A 16,693-nucleotide genomic window follows, 5' to 3' on the forward strand; every position below is an offset into this window, starting at 1 on the left:
TCTGTCTTTAGTCGTTCAACTGCAAAATCTCTTTGATCTTCTTAAAGGTTTCGATGAACTGGATGATTTCTTCTTCCTCGACCTTTCCTTCAATCAAATTTTCAAGATACGTATAGATTTCTTGCTCCGCTTCAGTTGCCACTAACCGACCTGATTCCGTCAGTGAGATATACTTCGTCCGGTGGTCGTCTTCTCGTCGTTCGACGATGACGAGACCTTTTTCCGTCAACTTTTTCAGCCGATTCGAGATGGCACTTTTGTGAACACCCTGCACTGCCGCGAGACGCCCAGACGAAATCGGTCCATATTTTCCGACGAGCTTCAACACATGAAGTTGTTCCGGTGAATACATTTGCCAAACGGGTGCTTCGACCGACTTCAACACGCGTTCTGTTCCGTGGATCATGACTTCTTCAAACAGGAGGACTGCTTCACGTAAATTGTCTTTCATTTTTAGTTTACCCCCTAAACTTATGAAGTTAGTTTAGCCCCTCAACTAGAAGTCTGTCAACTCTAAACTGTCACAACTTACCGATGCAGAACATGACCAATTTCTGTATGATAAAGGAAGAGAGGAGCGTGCTTATGTTGACTTTGTTTTGGATTGCGTTAGTCATCTGTCTCGTAGGTCTTGTCTTTACGTTACGGATTGCCAAGCAACCAGCAGAAGAAAAGTATGACCACAAAACTTCGGCCAAAAACATGTCTTGGATGTATTTCATTTTTCTTCCGATCATTTTGATTTTATTAGGCATCTTCTATTATTTTTTAACATGACATAAAACAGCACACATCAACCGATGTGTGCTGTTTTATGTCACTTCAAGGTTTTCGGACGGACGATATAGATATCGCATTTTGCATAACGGGAAATGTTTTCAGAGACACTCCCGATCATGATGCGTTCCATCGCATTCATCCCGACCGCCCCGCAGACGATCAACCCAGCACCAACACGTGGTGCGATGACCTTCGGAATCAATGTTTTTGGAGAGCCATTTTCGATGACCAGTTCAACTGTCTCGACGCCTGCTTCTCGTGCCCGCTTCTCGTAACGATCGAGCAGTCCTTGTGCATATTCCGTGACGTTTTGATCAATGAAACGCTTATTGGCACGTACATTAGCAAATGTCTGAATATCGATGACATGGGCGATGACGAGTTTGGCATGATCGAGTTTGGCGAATTTCACTGCCTTTTCAAAGGCAAGATCTGCCGTCTTTGATCCATCGACTGCCACTAAAATCGTATGATACTGGCTCTCCATCAAGAATCATCCTTTCTGCACGACTCTCTTACAGCATCCGGTCATTTTCATTTTCGAGGGCGCGGTTTTCGTGATCGAGTTTTCGTTCTGCCTCGATCCCTTCTGGTTCTGTCTCCAAAATACTTTTTGGTTCCGGTGCAGGACGTGCTGCACCTGCTTCGTCTGCTAACAGGACATACTCACCTTGCTGGACACGTAAGACATGTTGACGAATATCCGACTCCGGTAATCCGAGTTCCGTGAAGGCGGTTTGAATTTCCTCAGCCGAAGCCGGTTTGCCTGTAAATCGCTCAAATAGCGTCCGTTTTCCAGAGACGAGTTGCGCTGCTGATTGCCCGCGTAACATCGCCATATCGGTTTTGTCTTGCAACACGACATACAAATCTTCTTCTAGATAACCAGCAAAGTGTAGATCCTCAATTTTTCGAATCAAATCCGTCTCATTTTGATAGACACCAATCCATTGTTTTTTTCCCATGACACACGTCTCCCCCTTTTATAGCAACTATATGAGATATACCCCAAATTCATCTAAAACATGACTAGGATGAAGAAGACTTCGGCGATTGCTGTCGAAAAAGACGTTGCCGTTTATAGAAGACGTAATAGCACAAGAGTAAAACACATACGATTCCGACCCCTGTTACGATTTGTTGCAGAAGAAAGAGGCGATCGTTAAAGTACAATCCAATCAAATACCAGACGAGCGCGAGACCGAATACCCAATCGGAATGAATGACGACAAACAATAGTCCTCCGATAATCGCTACGATGAGTGCAATCGTACTCCATTTCTGTTCGGAAAGACCAAATAGCGAAGTGAACTGAAAATCCGATAAGATCCGAAATGGTAAAATTAACAGCATCGTACTCATCCAGGCAAGTAATACTGAAAATGGGGAGCGCATCCAAGGCGAGCGCCGAGGATGATACTGAATTTTCATATAGACTAAACAAAGACTGATGAATGAAATCGTAGTCCAGACGAGTTCCCAAGGTGGTCCGGTCATACTACTGACGCCAAGTGTCAGGAGCGATAACGCGAGCCATCCCCCGATGTCTTCAATCAGTTCTCGATCCGCTGGAAAAGCCCGGACCGGTCGAATACACCAAATTAACAACGTTGTGAACACGACACCTGTAATCGCATCAAAAAAAGGTGCTGGAACAAGAGGTAACGCAGGAATGGTAACCGGATTTGACCAAACGACGCGCGCTAGCAATGCAAAGAGGAATGCTCCTATATTCATGAGGCGTAAAAATGTTAAATACTGCACGTCCCTCTTCACCTCCTCGTTCATTCTGTTATTCAATTCCCCTTGCAAGAGGCAAAAAAACAAAAATGTCGCTTTGTTCTGTTGCCAAATTCCGGTACGATGAAAAGAAAAGGAGGAACGCGAATGGACGCATTTTTATTGCCCTATCAATACAACTTCATTCGGAATCAAGTCGACCTGTTACAACATCAATTCGCTGCCGTTCATGATCCCGATGTTCGTGATGCTGTCCGGTATAGTGCTGCTGAAAAAATATTCGATCTATTGCCCGTACTTACACCAGAACAGGAAGCGCTGTTGACGAACATTCGTGACGCTGAATCCGAACAAGATCTCCTCGCGTATTTAGCACACGTCGAACCATTCGTCCAACCGTTTCCGAGCATTTCTGAATCACGCATCCGTCAGCTCTTCAAAAAAACGAAAAAGTTACATGTTCCGCCACTTCACTCCTTTGAATGGGTTCACACGACGTTTTTAAGCTGGAACGATACCGGGAATCGAAAAAAATACTTCGTCTATCCTTTGGACGGTCAATGGATCGGCGTCGAGGGAACCTATCTGCCATCGATCCAAAAAGGGATTTGTGCGATTTGCCATACGTATAGTGACATCACACTCGTAACTGCAACGACACGTCGTTCAGCTGAACAGCATCAGACGATTGGTCATCATATGTGTATCGACAGCGATGCATGTAATCAAGCTGTGACGAATCCAGAAGTCATTGAAACGTTCTTAGCACGCACGCAAAAGAAATGATCGGCATCAAAAAAACACGTTCGTATGACTGATCCACTTGGATCAGTATACGAACGTGTTTTAATGACATGACTTCATTTATATCTTTGTTACCGTCGAATCATGCATACAAAATTGATTCTTCCCGCGACGTTTTGCCTCATACATCGCTAGGTCTGCTTGCTCGATCAAGTCTGATCGAGAGGCTGCATGCGCAGGATAGATCGCTCCACCAATGCTTGCCGTTACGGGAAGTGGAATGATGCCATGGTGAAACGGCTGTTGGAACAAGGAAACGAGATGTTCTCCACACTGCACCACTTCTGCTTCTTGTTCAACGTCAAACAATAAGACGACGAACTCATCTCCGCCTTGTCTTGAAATGACTGTATTGGGCGGCAGTTTTTTTTGTAAGCGTGTCGTGACATCGACGATGAGTTGATCTCCGACACGATGTCCATACGTATCGTTAATCTCTTTGAAGTGATCGATATCGATAAAGAATAATCCGACTTGTCTTTCACTCGCTTCCGCCCGGTACAAGGCATCTTGGAACAGTCGCGCAAACAGATACCGATTCGGTAACCCTGTTAAGGCATCGTGGTATGCCATGTGCCGCATCTCCTCCATGGCAGTTGCTAATGCTTCCGTTCGCTCTTCCACCTTCGCTTCGAGATTTTCGCGCAACCGTTGATTGTCAACGACAATCCGGATTTGACGGGAAATCAACAACGGTATCGCAATCATCAGACCAATCGTCAAACCGTTCCAACTAATCGTTTGCCGTGCCATCGTCACGAATAGAATCAATAAGAATAAGTAAGGTGTAATTAAACGTAAGACATCGATCCATCTCCGTGTGACGTCAAGAGGAACGAGCGCTTCTTCAGCGTCAAAGCGATATGCGGCAAGCCCGACGATCATGACAGTCGCTAACCATAACGGATCGAGCCAACTCGAAGGAAATGGATAATCAAATCGTTCGAGTACCACGTATAATAGATCAGCGAGTAACTGAAAATGAAATGCGAGTAAAATCAATAATAACGAGCCGCCATTGCCACGCTTCATCAAACCAAAGAATAAGACAATCATTCCACCGAGCAACAATAAATCACCGATCGGATAACGAAGCCATAAAAGCGTTTCAATCGTCAACAAGGCATTCGCTTCTAAATAAGGCGTCACTAAGTAGTGCCACGAAAGAGATCCTGCAACGACTAAAATGATGAACTCATCGAACAAAAAGACCCGCAAATTGACTTCTTGTCGTCGATTACGCAGGAAATAACCGAAAGCAATGATATAGATCAAGATTTGAAGACTGAAGATCAAGTCGATCCAATCAAACGGTTCCGTTCGTGTACGTCCTTGCAGGAAGTATAGGAGCTGTCCACATTCGCCGATACCAAGCATCGCATTAGCGAATAATAATAGAAGAAATAAGCGGTAAGTAAAAGGGCGTCTTGCCTGGCGTCGCTGTGCCCGCCAAATCAAATAGAGGGAGATCGTTACACCACCGATCGTGAACAGGCTGTTAACGACTTGTCCAATTGCCGTATCCGTGCCCATATACGTCACCCAGCCGATATGAAACAGTAACCAGCCTATAACGATTCCCAGCCATTTCTCATACATGACGATTCCCCCTTTCCTTTTTTAACCATAGTTCGTTTGTCCTATAGGTATATCGGTTCAGGATTGCTGTTTATTCACTCTTTTTTTATTTTATTGAAATCTTTTTTGACAAGATTACTCGTTTCAAACATAAGAAAAAACCGTGCTCGCACCTAGCGGATTGAACACGGTTTAGTTGAAATGTATCCTAGTTCTTTAACTAGAACGTCGATTCTCTTCTGTCGGCTCGATCGATTCGGTCAGACTGAGGGGTAAGACGATGATGAAACGACTTCCTTTCCCGACTTCAGATTCGACATGAATGACACCTTCATGCTCTTTGACGATTTCCTTACAAATCGACAATCCAAGTCCAGTTCCACCGATTCGACGTGTATCGGAATTATCGACACGATAGAATTTATCAAATAAGTGGGCAAAGGCATGATGCGGAATCCCAATTCCTTCATCCTTCACTTCAATGATAGCTTGATCGTCTTTCGTATCAATCCAGACATCAACACGCCCACCATCCGGAGAGTACTTGATCGCATTGTTGATCAAGTTACTCATCAATTGTTTGATTCGGTCCTCATCTCCTAAAATGAATGGACGATCCGGGCTGAGCAATTGCAAATGAAGATCGTGCCGTTCACTTGAAGCGTCATACAAGGACATCACTTGTTCAGTCAGGCTAAATAAATCGAGATGTGCCATTTGGTATAACTGTCCACCTGACTGCATTCGCTGAACATCTAAGAAATCCGTGACAAGGTTTGATAAGCGTTCTGTCTCGTTATGGATCGTCGCTAGATACTTCTGCTGTTTCGAGTCATCGATTTTTCGATTTAGCATCAACTCTGTAAAACCGTAAATCGATGAGAGCGGTGTTCGTAATTCATGCGATACGGTTGAGACGAGTTCTGTTTTGAGACGATCGGCTTCTGTTTCCCGGGTAATATCCCGTAAAACGAGAATGATTCCCTTCCATCCTCCGACGACGTCAATGCGTTCTGCGTAGACTTCTAAATGAGCTGTGTTATTTCGAATATCAAATCGGACCTTGTCCGGTGAAATCTCACCGGAACGAATCAACTCTAGATACGTATTAAACGCCTCGACATCATCCACCAACTGGCGCATCACATCGATGACATACTCACTCGACGGTAACGTCCGATCTACCGTGAATTCCGATTGAAGTTCTGGAATCAATTCAAACAAAGGTCGGTTGACGTATAACTCTCCGTTTCCATCTTCAAGATAAATGATTGCTTCCCGAATGGAATCCAACACTTGCTCTGTCTTTTCTTTTTCTTGACGCATCTCTTCATACGAGCGCGTTCGCAGGAGCGATAACGTCATCTGTTGCGCAAACTCGCGAATATCCGTCAACTGTTGCCCTTTATAGGCAGATTTATAACGAACCAGATAGATGGCTGCAATCAATTCATGCGTTTCCGGATCTTCAATCGGAATCGTCACTTCATGCGTGCTGAATGAATACGGATGGTCTTTTTGACGTGTCACTCGTTTTTCTGATTGGACAAATTCCATCTCCCGAACCGATCGATTGATGACGGACATCTCATCTTTTAGAAGAACTTTTAAATAGTCCATCGTCATCCCATTCGTCGTCGCACCCATGAACTGTCCTTCTTCATAGAGCAATAGAGCACCGTACTCCGAAGAGGTGATATCGATCATCTTCTGGACGATTGCCGGATACGATTCGACGGTTTCGCGAACAGCAAGCGCCTCGGTCAATTCGCTACGCAATCGGAGCTTTTCCTCATTCTTTTTCGTTGTTTGATACGCTTCTTCGAGTTCTTCTTGTTGCGCTTGCAGTTCTTCTTGTTGCGCGAGCAACTCTTCACTTTGCGCCTGCAACTCTTCGTTTTTGCCTTGCATCGCATCCGTATGGGCATTTGTCGTGACGACCATCCGATTAAAGGCTGCGCGCAACAATCCGATTTCGTCTGGTCGCTGTTCGGCAGCTTTATCAATCTCAATCGGTTCTTTCCGAGCGAGCTTCTGATTATCATCGATTAAGCGTAGTAATTGTCGTGTCATCCGGCGAAGGAACGGGTGCACGAATAAGAGGATGAAGGCGATGAGCACAACAATACTGGAGATCCAAATCCATTGTGATTTTGCGACCTCACTCCGAAGTTCACCGACAGCCGTTTCTTGTTGTTGGCTGAGATTCGTCCGGTATTCCTCAAGTGCTGCAGATGCTTTTTCAATATCTGGCGTAATATCAATCGAACCATCGGCAGTTGGCTTTAATCGCCCTTGATCAACAAGACGCTCGGCAATCGGCAAAGAAAACAGACTATCCCCCTGTAAGAAGTCCTCATTGATCCGATTCGCCTTTTTTTCATTGACGTAAGACTGGGTCAACGGGAACAAGGCATCATAGTATAACTCATATAAATTCGTCATTTGCGCTGCGAATTCTTCTTCTTCATCTGTTTTTGCGTTTCGCATGAACCAATCCGTCTCACTTTTGATATCTGTTCGGAGCGCCTGAATCTCATCAAACCGTTCTTGGTTACCAAAAATGACGAATCCTCGCAATCCAAACTGGACGGTTTGCCAATTGTCCCACAAATCATTGGCCCGGCGATTTTGTTCACTGATCGTCTCGAGATTCTGTTTTGATGTTTCGATTCGTCCTTCCATATAGTCATAGACAAAGAACGAAGTAATCGATACTACGATCAGTACCGCATAAAAAACAGTCAGCAACTGCCGACCGATTCGTCGCCGAATCCAATTCACCATGAATGTATCCTCCTCATCATTCATCGAATGATGCTTTTTCATTTGTTTCTTTAAATATAATAGAAACGCTTTCGAAGCAACAGCTAGGATATACAAAAAAAGACCTTTTCTCGGAATGTACCCGAAAAAAGGTCTTTTTATCCGCTTATTTTTTTGCTTTCTTCACGGTCACAGAAGTCACAGGGCTCACTTGACCACGTGTATTCTTAACGTAGACGGAAAGCTTCGCTTTTGCTTTTTGCTTCGGAATTTTGACAGAATAGTTGCCTTTTGCAGAAACTGTTCCTTTTCCGATGACTTTTTTCTTCGCATCTTTTACATAAACACTCAATTTCTTTTCAGCTGTCCCGGTTACTTTCGTTTGTCCGGCATAGACTGATTTCACTTTGGGTGCTGTTGGTGCTGGTAGGACTTTTACGATCGTCGGTTTACTTGTGCGTTTGGCAATATCCGTCACTGTGACGATCAAGCTTGAACCACCGACTTGTTTTGGTAATTTCGCACTGAAATGACCTTTTGCATCAACTTTTGCTGTGGCGACTTTCTTTTGTTTCGCATCTTTGACAGTAATCGTACCGCCAGCGAGAGCTGTACCTGTCATTTTTGTCGCACCAGCAAGAACCGGTTTGACCTTCGGTGCTTTTGGTGCTTTTCCAGGAAGGACTTCTGTCCGTTCCGACGTGACGTCTAGTCCATTCGCATAGCGAACCGTCAAGACCGTCTTTTGGTTTTGCCGCGGAATCTTGACGCTGTATTTTCCTGCTTGAGCCGTTGTCGTAGCTAGCTTTTTATTCGTCGTCGTTTCTTTACCATTCTTATCTTTCGTTACGAGTGCTGCCCACACTTCAACTTTCGTTCCTGTCTTGACTGTTCCAGAGACAAACAATTGGTTATCGTAGACGTCATTGACATTCCCGCTCAAGTTCAACTGAGAAATCGCGCGTGGAATACTGACTTTTCCGTATCCAGAGACTGGGCTGACGTAAGCTGGGAATTCAGGTTCCATCTTTTCCCCGTCTTCATCTTCTTCAAAGTCGAACCAGTCGTTTGGATTTTCAAACGCAAGCGGCTCTGCACTCTTACGCAAGATCTGTTCGATTTGTGTTGGTGTCAGTTTCGGGTTCAGTGACTTCAAGATTCCCGCTACTGCTGCAACGTGTGGTGAAGCCATACTTGTTCCATCCATGTATACCGTGTTACCGTCTGGAATCAAACTAGCGACTTTCGATCCTGGTGCTACGACATCAAGTCCAACACCATAGTTCGAATAATCAGCGACCATTCCGAGTGGGTTCGTCGCTCCAACAGAAATCGCATATTCCGAGTTCGCTGGGTAACCGACCATCATGTCATAGTCGTTTCCTGAAGCCGCAACGACCGTAACACCATGATCTGCTGCATATTTCATCATATAAGCCATCGTCCGGCTCTCACCGCCACCAAGACTCATGTTGATGACTTTGGCGCCATGATCGACTGCATATTTAATCCCGAGTGCGATCGCGTCTGTTTCTCCTTCGCCGTTTGCATTCAAGACTTTAACCGGTAGGATTTGTGCTGATTGATGAATCCCTTGGATCCCGTAATCGTTGTTCATCGTTGCTGCGATGACGCCTGCCACGTGTGTTCCGTGACCGTTGTCATCAAGCGCATCTCCGTCACCGTTGACGGAAACATAGTTCTTTTCATTTGCGATATCAACTTTTCCTTGTAAGTCCTTCAAACGATAATCAACACCTGTATCGATGACTGCAATCTTCACAGGCGCTAACTTCTTCGAACCGAAACGTTGTTGGAACGCTTCAAAACCGATTCCAACGTTATCGAATTGTTCAAAAACGGTCTTTTTATTTACGGCCCATTGATAATCGAAGTTGATATCATTCGTCGCCCGGTACGTCTGAACTTTTTCAACGTACTCGACCGCTGAAGAACGGTTGAGTGATTGTTTTAATGCTGCCGCTGATTGTCCTTTGACCGTTGGATCTTCCGTTACGATGACGAAGTCTCCCGCATTACCAAGGGATAAACGTTCCACATCATTTGCTTGAACACCTGCAATCTTCATCGAACGGTTCATCTTACCTGGTTTTAATTTAACGATGTAACGTGTCGCTTCTTTTGATTGAATGTTCATACCCATTGACTTGAATGTCTCGCTTAACGAACTACCACTTAATGTAGAGACATTCATTTTGTTGGCGTATCCATCAATCTCTTCCGCAATCACAGCAGGAGATGCGTCACGTGATAATTTGTAGAGACGATCGACAGCTTGTTGATCGGCTTTCGTAAGCGTGTACGATGTTCCACGTACGAGTGCCTCCATTGCCGGCTTCAATGTTTTTAAATCTTCATATGCTTGTTGACGCTTTTCTTTATTGAATAAAAGCGTTTTGACGACGTAAGGAGACGCTTTGTAGTAAAGCGATGTCAAAGCACGTCCTGCATCCGATTGGCTCAACACTTGCTTTTGGATCGAGTGCATGAGTGCAAGCATCGGCTTTTCTTCTTTTGTTTGCTTGAGTGCTTCTTCTGCCATACAGCTGATGTCATTGATCGGCTCATACTCGACAGGTAGTTTGACATTGTTATACGTCAATTTGACATGAGCGGCTTTTGTCGTCTTACCTTCTTCGATGTTCGGGTAATATTCGACTTTGACATAATACGGTCCATCCCATGCATATGGAACAGCTAATTTCGTCAGATTTTTTTCATCTGGCTCCGCCTCTGTCCGGTAACGATCAAACGTATCGTCTTCCGCAGCCATCGCTTCACTCGGATACGCTGTTACTTGAACAGGTTGATCCGTATCGATCGATAGTTCGAAGTGAGACGCGTTCTTCTCTACACCCGCTTCATGGTTGACGCGGTACCAATATGTATTTTTTTCTTCCGTTCCTGTTTCAAGCGTCGTTTCTTGTCCTACTTTCAAGAGCGTTGCTTTAGCAAGGGCTGTTTCCGCCTTTGCTGTCGTAGGTCCTACTCCAAGCGTCAAAATCAGACAGCTCAGCATGACCCAAATCATCAGTTTCTTCACACATGTTCCTCCTTCAAGATGGATGTACTTTATCTTGATTATAAACAGGATATGGATAAAATGGATATTTATTTTATGGATGTATCTTACAATTTTGAAAGGAAAGGCATCCTATGCATATGAGCATCGGATGCCTTTTAATGATTATTTAAAATCTGCTACATATTCACCGTATCCTTCTTGTTTCAAGTCCTCTTTCGGAATAAAACGTAAAGCGGCTGAGTTCATACAATACCGAAGCCCCGTTGGCTCTGGACCATCCGAGAAGACATGTCCAAGATGGGCATTTCCATGTCGACTCCGGACTTCCATCCGTTTCATGCCGATTGAAAAATCACTTTTCTCAATGATATTACCCGGCTCAAGTGGTTTCGTGAAACTCGGCCATCCTGTCTTCGAATCATATTTATCGTTTGATGAAAACAATGGTTCGCCAGAAATCAGATCGACATAGATACCGTCTGCTTTCAAATCGTGATACGGATTATCAAACGCCGGCTCCGTCCCATCTTCTTGTGTCACCTTGTACTGGATGTCGGTTAATTTCTTTTTGATTTCTGCGTCTGATAATTTTGGATAGGTTGGAAGATCAAGCTTTGGTTGATCGTTCCAGTAACGGTTGATGAAGTCGTCGCGTCCAGAAGCTGCTCGGTAAAACTTATACTTTTTCTCACTCTTCAAATAGTAGTCTTGATGATACGCTTCCGCTTCATAAAAAGGACCTGCCGCAATCAACGGTGTGACGATGTTATCATCGAAGACTTGTTGTTTCTCTAAATCTTGTTTCGATTGCGCTGCGATTTCTTTTTGTTTCTCATTCGTATAGAAAATCGCCGTCGTATAAGACTCACCACGGTCGACGAATTGACCATCTGCATCCGTCGGATCAATCTGGCGCCAGTAGACATCCAACAATTGCTTGTACGAGATGACGTTCGGATCAAATGTGATCAATACAGCTTCCCGATGACCTGTCGTCTCCGCTGACACTTGATTATACGTCGGATTTTCAACATCGCCGCCCGTATAACCAGAAATGACGGATTTGACGCCTTTTAACCTTTCGAACGGTGGCTCCATACACCAGAAGCATCCGCCAGCTAAAATCGCCGTTTCTTCCGGTTGATAACTTAATTCCTTACTGCCGCTTGATTTTGCCTGCTGTTGCTGGAACACGAAGTATCCCCCGACCATGATGACGATGAGACCGATGACTGATACAATCGTCCACATTCGTTTCTTCATCTCCCTTCGCCTCCTTTATTTAGCTTACGTCGCATGACGTCTATTGGATGTTCTTTTATTTAACTGTACCGCGCTCATGCCGTCTTGTCGTAGCTTGTGCTCAAACGGAGCACATTGGATCTTCCGGATTAAACAAGTCCAATCAGGGAATAGACTATATATCAAATAACACCAGGAGGGGTATTTATGTTTGATTATACTGTAACGTCACATCACGATTTAGATCACGTCATGACTCAACTGAAGCAAGCTCTCTCCGAGGCATCGTTCGGTGTCTTATGGGAGTTTGATTTAGCAAACAAATTCGAAGAAAAAGAACTCTCTTTTAATGAAAGCTATCACATTTTAGAGGTATGCCAACCTAAAGAGGCGCACCGCGTCGTTTCCCATGACTTACGGGCCGGTTACTTTCTTCCATGTAAAATCGTCGTCTATACCGAAAAAGGACAAACGAAAGTCGGAATGCCAAAACCAACTGCCTTGATGGACTTAGCAGACGAGGCAGCACTTCAAACTGTCGCAAAAGAAGTCGAACATACGTTACGACACGTAATCGATCAAGCTACACAATAACAAAACGCTCTACCTGTACATTGTTTCGTAAAGGAAACATCATACAAGTAGAGCGTTCTTTCGTTCACAGGATGTCGATCCAAATCTTCACGGCTGTCGCTAAAATCAGGACAGCAAGAATGACTTGGAGAATCTTCGTGTTCATCTTCTTCCCGGCGATTGCGCCAAGTGGTGCTGCAATTAAACTAGCAACGACCATGATTGCCGCAGGACCCCAGTCGACTTGTCCGGTCGTGATTTTACCAACCGTTGCGCCGATCGACGAAATGAACGTGATCGCTAATGACGAAGCAATCGTCATCCGTGTCGGGATTTTCAAGAGGACGAGCATAATCGGGACGAGTAAAAAGGCACCTGCCGCACCGACGATTCCGGCTCCGACACCTACGATGAATGCCGATACCGCCGCAATAGTTTTGTTGAACTGGACCTGATCAAGTGGAATGTCGTCGATTCCCTTTTTCGGAACGAACATCATGATCGCTGCCGTTAACGCAAGAACACCATAGACGATGTTGATTGTGTCTTCAGCCAGGATATTTGAACCATACGCACCGATGAAGCTACCGATTAAAATCGATCCCCCCATGTAGACGATCAATGATTTATTCAAATAACCGCCTTTTCGGTAAGCCCAGACGCCACCAATCGTCGCAAAAAAGACTTGAATCGCACTGATTCCAGCAACCTCATGGGCAGAAAATGCTGCAAAGCCGAGTAGCGGCGGGATATACAATAACATCGGATATTTAATGATTGAACCGCCAATTCCTAACATTCCTGAAATGTAGGATCCGACAAATCCGATTAAGAAAATCGTCACGATAAAACCGAATTCCATCGTTTATCACTCCTTAAAAAAGAGAGCCGTAAATCAGCTCTCTTTTCGAAATTAACCTTTTTGAATCCAGAATTTGAGGACGCTTGCTTCTTCTTCATGTTTGACGAGTTCATGACCACCTGATGTCGCCCACGCCTGAAGATCGTTTTTTGCCCCTTTATCCGTTGCATGGACTTCAAGGATTTGACCTGATTCGAGTCCAGCGATGGCTTTTTTTGTTTTTACGATTGGCATCGGACAAGCAAGTCCTTTTGCGTCGAGTACGAGTTCTGATTTCATGTTGTATTCCTCCTGAATGATTTGATGTTCGTTATGCATCGGCTTAGCGTACCGCACAGCGGTTCGGTCCGACTTCCATTTCCCGTTGTGTTTCAAGATCGGGTGTCTGTTTCCCCATGTTTGTTTCACGGATATCTTGATACGCGTTCGGTTGTGGCGGCAGGTTCTCTGTGACCATTTTCCGGAATGTTGCTTCATCGTCGATGTTGAGACCATGATTGTTCGCAAGCAAGATGCTTAATTTTTCCGCTACACTACCATCCGTGTTCAATTCTTCAATGATCATGAAATGTGCCGGTAAGACGATGAGTTCTGGTGAAAGATCACGATACGTGTTGTAGAGCGAATCGCGTAAGTCGCCGACCCAGTCTTCCGCGAGACCGGCTAAATCCGGACGACCAATCGAGTCGATGAACAAGATATCACCCGTCAATAAATAACGCTGATCGACGATGAATGAAGTCGATCCAATCGTATGTCCTGGGGAATAAAGAGCGCGTACTTCAATCGCTGTATCCCCCACTTGAACCGTACTACCGTCTTCAAGTGGTGCATAATCGAATGTGACATCCGTCGCATCTTTTGGCGGCAACCAGTATGTCGCGCCTGTTTTTTCGGCGATGTCGCGTCCTCCAGAAATATGATCCGCATGAAGATGTGTATCAAACACATGCTTAATCGTGACGTTGCGTGATGCGGCATAATCCAAATACACATCTGTCATTCGTGTCGCGTCGATGAGTACGGCCTCTCCTTCTGAGATGACCATATACGAGAGACAACCTTTACCGATTCGAACGAACTGAACGACTTCGCCTTGATCAGTTCCTGTTTCGTTCAGCGTTCCGAGTGAAATCGGTTCTAGATGTTCACTCCATGCTTTCATACCGCCTGACAGATACGATACGTCTCGTCCTGCTTCTTCTAGCATATCGGCGACGAAAATCGATGAACCTTCTTTTGCGCAAACGACGAGAACATCCTGATCCGTCGGAAGCTGATCGAGAATCTCCTCGACACCATCCAACAATTCAAAATACGGAATGTTGAGGTACTTGAAGTTCTCTCCTTCGATTTTCCAATCTTGAAACGCATCCTCATTCCGGACATCTAAGATGAACAGAGACTCACGTCCAATGATTTTTTTTGTAACTTGTGCGGCTGTCATTGCTTGTGCCATATCTACTCGTTCCTCCTCTACTTTACGCTGTTGTATTATTTCGCTGAAACGAGTGTCGTCGTCTCAGACGCCCATTCCTGCATACCCGGTACGACATTGTGGACCGTATACCCCTTGTCACTGAGCTGTCGGCATGCCATGTCACTTCGGCTACCTGTCCGGCAGATGACATAAATCGTCTGATTTGAATCCAGTTCTGCATGGCGTGTCTCCAGTTCGCCTAACGGAATATTGATGGCTCCCGGTACATGGGCGAAGGCATATTCTGCTTGTTCACGAACATCAAGCACCGTGATCGAATCGTCTTGGCGTGCTGCTTCGACTGTTGCGTTGTCGACGATTTGAGCGAATGCTGCTGGTTCCGTGACATCACCTGTTGATTTCCGAACGTAATGACGGAGTACTTCGCCTTCTTCAATCGTGCCTAAATAATGATTGCCGGTGCTGTTTGCCCAGGCACGGAGATCTGCAGTTGATCCTTTATCCGTCGCCTGGACTTCGATGACTTGTCCCGGTTCTAACGTCTTGATCGTTTTTTTCGTCCGAACGATCGGCATCGGACAAGCGAGACCTTTGGCGTCCAATACGATATCTGATTTAATCATAGTCATACAATTCGCTCCTTTACGGTGTGGGGTATTATTTTGTTTCGCCTTCGTACGACATCATGCCACCATCCATGTTCGTCACGTCATATCCTTGTCCTTCGAGATATGTCGTTGCGCGACCACTGCGCGCACCAGAACGGCATACCATGACATACTCTTTTTTCTTGTCGAGTTCGTTCATCTTGAATTCAATCAATCCGAGTGGAATATGGATCGCTCCCGGAATCATTCCTTCTTTGACTTCATCAACTTCCCGGACATCAATGACGTTCAGTTGTTCACCACGTTCGATTTTTTCCTGTACTTCTGTTGCTGTAATGCGTTTCATGTTCAATTCCTCCTCTTGATTCGATTCAGCGCCAGGCATTCATTCCGCCACGGACTTCCGTGACATTTGAATAACCGGCTTTTTTTAGTACTTTAACGGCTTGTTTGCTTCGCATCCCGCTTTGACAGATGACGAGCACTTCTTTGTCTTTCGGGATTTGATTCAGTTGACTGTTTAGCGTTTGTAACGGAATGTTCTTAAATCCTTTGATGTGATTGCCTTTGAATTCTGCCGGTGTCCGAACATCGAGATAAAATCGTTTGCGGTCGTTTAGTAACGGCTTCAGTTCCGTGGTCGACACTTGCTTGACGCCTTTTGTTGGAGCGAACATCTTATAAGCAAGATAGCCGACGACGAGCAACAAGATAATCGATAGTACATCCATGCGTCATTCCTCCTTCAGATCATTAGATGAATAGATTGACGTTTCCGTTCTCCGCATCGGCGAGGTAGGCGGCAACACCTGCATACTCAATCCCGTCGTGTAATTCTTCCTGTTTCAAACCGAGTAAATCCATCGTCATCGTACAGGCGACGAGTTTGACATCCTGTTCTTTCGCTAATTCGATTAAGTCTGGAAGTGGCATCGCATTGTGCTTCTTCATGACGTTTTTAATCATTTTTTGACCTGCACCACCAAAGTTCATTTTCGAGAGTGGCATCTTATCAGCACCGCGTGGCATGAACTTACCGAACATCTTCTCAAGGAATGTTTTATCCGGCTGGATCGGTTCATCCTTACGCATCGCATTCAAACCCCAGAAGGTATGGAAAATCGTAACTTCGTGATCGTATGCGGCTGCACCGTTGGCAATGATATAAGCTGCCATGACTTTGTCGTACTCTCCACTAAATAAAACGATGGTTGTTTTTTTCGTATCTGACATGAATGTAATTCCTCCATTTT

General features: G+C 45.0%; 18 protein-coding genes. 3 read left to right on the forward strand and 15 right to left on the reverse strand.

Annotation, left to right across the window (positions count from 1 at the left end; translation table 11 throughout):
• Nucleotides 1–7 precede the first annotated feature (7 nt).
• On the reverse strand, nt 8–451 hold the full coding sequence (locus tag B3G15_RS05675; protein WP_029343331.1) for a MarR family transcriptional regulator: 444 nt from the start codon (nt 449–451) through the stop codon (nt 8–10).
• 134 nt (nt 452–585) lie between these two features.
• Here B3G15_RS05675 and B3G15_RS05680 point away from each other — a divergent pair, with 134 nt between their 5' ends.
• Nucleotides 586–777 carry a hypothetical protein gene (locus B3G15_RS05680; RefSeq protein WP_029343330.1) on the forward strand — a complete coding sequence of 64 codons (192 nt, stop codon included), beginning with the start codon at nt 586–588 and terminating at the stop codon, nt 775–777.
• Between the two features lie 40 nt (nt 778–817).
• Here the strand turns inward: B3G15_RS05680 and B3G15_RS05685 are convergent, their stop codons facing one another.
• The 3 genes from B3G15_RS05685 to B3G15_RS05695 all read right to left on the reverse strand — a co-directional run bounded on the left by B3G15_RS05685 (nt 818) and on the right by B3G15_RS05695 (nt 2,544).
• Entirely contained in the window at nt 818–1,267 is a 450-nt protein-coding gene (locus B3G15_RS05685; protein ID WP_023466954.1) for a universal stress protein, read from the reverse strand.
• A gap of 28 nt (nt 1,268–1,295) precedes the next feature.
• Nucleotides 1,296–1,745 (reverse strand): general stress protein, encoded by a 450-nt coding sequence (locus B3G15_RS05690; RefSeq protein ID WP_050678937.1) that lies wholly within the window; start codon nt 1,743–1,745, stop codon nt 1,296–1,298.
• A 64-nt stretch (nt 1,746–1,809) separates the two neighbouring features.
• The gene (locus B3G15_RS05695; RefSeq protein WP_214861413.1) at nt 1,810–2,544 is read right to left on the reverse strand and encodes a hypothetical protein; all 735 of its coding nucleotides are present in this window, start codon (nt 2,542–2,544) and stop codon (nt 1,810–1,812) included.
• Between the two features lie 123 nt (nt 2,545–2,667).
• Between B3G15_RS05695 and B3G15_RS05700 the strand changes: the two genes are divergently transcribed.
• Nucleotides 2,668–3,306 carry a FusB/FusC family EF-G-binding protein gene (locus B3G15_RS05700; RefSeq protein WP_064300586.1) on the forward strand — a complete coding sequence of 213 codons (639 nt, stop codon included), beginning with the start codon at nt 2,668–2,670 and terminating at the stop codon, nt 3,304–3,306.
• Nucleotides 3,307–3,384: 78 nt separating this feature from the next.
• Here the strand turns inward: B3G15_RS05700 and B3G15_RS05705 are convergent, their stop codons facing one another.
• The 4 genes from B3G15_RS05705 to msrB form a co-directional block, all read right to left on the reverse strand.
• A complete protein-coding gene (locus B3G15_RS05705) occupies nt 3,385–4,923 on the reverse strand; it encodes a GGDEF domain-containing protein (protein WP_290716930.1) in 1,539 nt (512 codons plus the stop codon).
• A 195-nt stretch (nt 4,924–5,118) separates the two neighbouring features.
• Nucleotides 5,119–7,689, reverse strand: coding sequence for a HAMP domain-containing sensor histidine kinase (locus B3G15_RS05710; protein WP_290716933.1), 2,571 nt, complete (start codon nt 7,687–7,689; stop codon nt 5,119–5,121).
• Nucleotides 7,690–7,834: 145 nt separating this feature from the next.
• The gene (locus B3G15_RS05715; protein ID WP_290716935.1) at nt 7,835–10,732 is read right to left on the reverse strand and encodes a S8 family peptidase; all 2,898 of its coding nucleotides are present in this window, start codon (nt 10,730–10,732) and stop codon (nt 7,835–7,837) included.
• A 144-nt stretch (nt 10,733–10,876) separates the two neighbouring features.
• Nucleotides 10,877–11,977 carry a peptide-methionine (R)-S-oxide reductase MsrB gene (gene msrB / locus B3G15_RS05720; RefSeq protein ID WP_214858752.1) on the reverse strand — a complete coding sequence of 367 codons (1,101 nt, stop codon included), beginning with the start codon at nt 11,975–11,977 and terminating at the stop codon, nt 10,877–10,879.
• 186 nt (nt 11,978–12,163) lie between these two features.
• Here msrB and B3G15_RS05725 point away from each other — a divergent pair, with 186 nt between their 5' ends.
• A complete protein-coding gene (locus B3G15_RS05725; protein WP_223041255.1) occupies nt 12,164–12,550 on the forward strand; it encodes a DUF302 domain-containing protein in 387 nt (128 codons plus the stop codon).
• A gap of 64 nt (nt 12,551–12,614) precedes the next feature.
• Here B3G15_RS05725 and B3G15_RS05730 read toward each other — a convergent pair whose 3' ends face one another.
• The 7 genes from B3G15_RS05730 to B3G15_RS05760 are packed head-to-tail and all read right to left on the reverse strand — an operon-like array spanning nt 12,615 to nt 16,673.
• Entirely contained in the window at nt 12,615–13,391 is a 777-nt protein-coding gene (locus B3G15_RS05730) for a sulfite exporter TauE/SafE family protein (RefSeq protein WP_214772119.1), read from the reverse strand.
• Between the two features lie 51 nt (nt 13,392–13,442).
• On the reverse strand, nt 13,443–13,670 hold the full coding sequence (locus tag B3G15_RS05735; RefSeq protein WP_029343316.1) for a sulfurtransferase TusA family protein: 228 nt from the start codon (nt 13,668–13,670) through the stop codon (nt 13,443–13,445).
• 43 nt (nt 13,671–13,713) lie between these two features.
• The gene (locus B3G15_RS05740) at nt 13,714–14,850 is read right to left on the reverse strand and encodes an MBL fold metallo-hydrolase (protein WP_064300580.1); all 1,137 of its coding nucleotides are present in this window, start codon (nt 14,848–14,850) and stop codon (nt 13,714–13,716) included.
• Between the two features lie 35 nt (nt 14,851–14,885).
• A complete protein-coding gene (locus B3G15_RS05745) occupies nt 14,886–15,461 on the reverse strand; it encodes a sulfurtransferase TusA family protein (RefSeq protein ID WP_290716946.1) in 576 nt (191 codons plus the stop codon).
• Between the two features lie 28 nt (nt 15,462–15,489).
• Nucleotides 15,490–15,786, reverse strand: coding sequence for a rhodanese-like domain-containing protein (locus B3G15_RS05750; RefSeq protein ID WP_290716949.1), 297 nt, complete (start codon nt 15,784–15,786; stop codon nt 15,490–15,492).
• Between the two features lie 25 nt (nt 15,787–15,811).
• A complete protein-coding gene (locus B3G15_RS05755; protein ID WP_047391640.1) occupies nt 15,812–16,171 on the reverse strand; it encodes a rhodanese-like domain-containing protein in 360 nt (119 codons plus the stop codon).
• A gap of 22 nt (nt 16,172–16,193) precedes the next feature.
• On the reverse strand, nt 16,194–16,673 hold the full coding sequence (locus B3G15_RS05760; protein WP_023466937.1) for a DsrE/DsrF/DrsH-like family protein: 480 nt from the start codon (nt 16,671–16,673) through the stop codon (nt 16,194–16,196).
• Between the last annotated feature and the right edge of the window lie 20 nt (nt 16,674–16,693).

This window comes from Exiguobacterium sp. UBA1053, assembly GCF_002316465.1.
GTDB classification, from domain to species: Bacteria; Bacillota; Bacilli; order Exiguobacteriales; family Exiguobacteriaceae; genus Exiguobacterium_A; species Exiguobacterium_A abrahamii.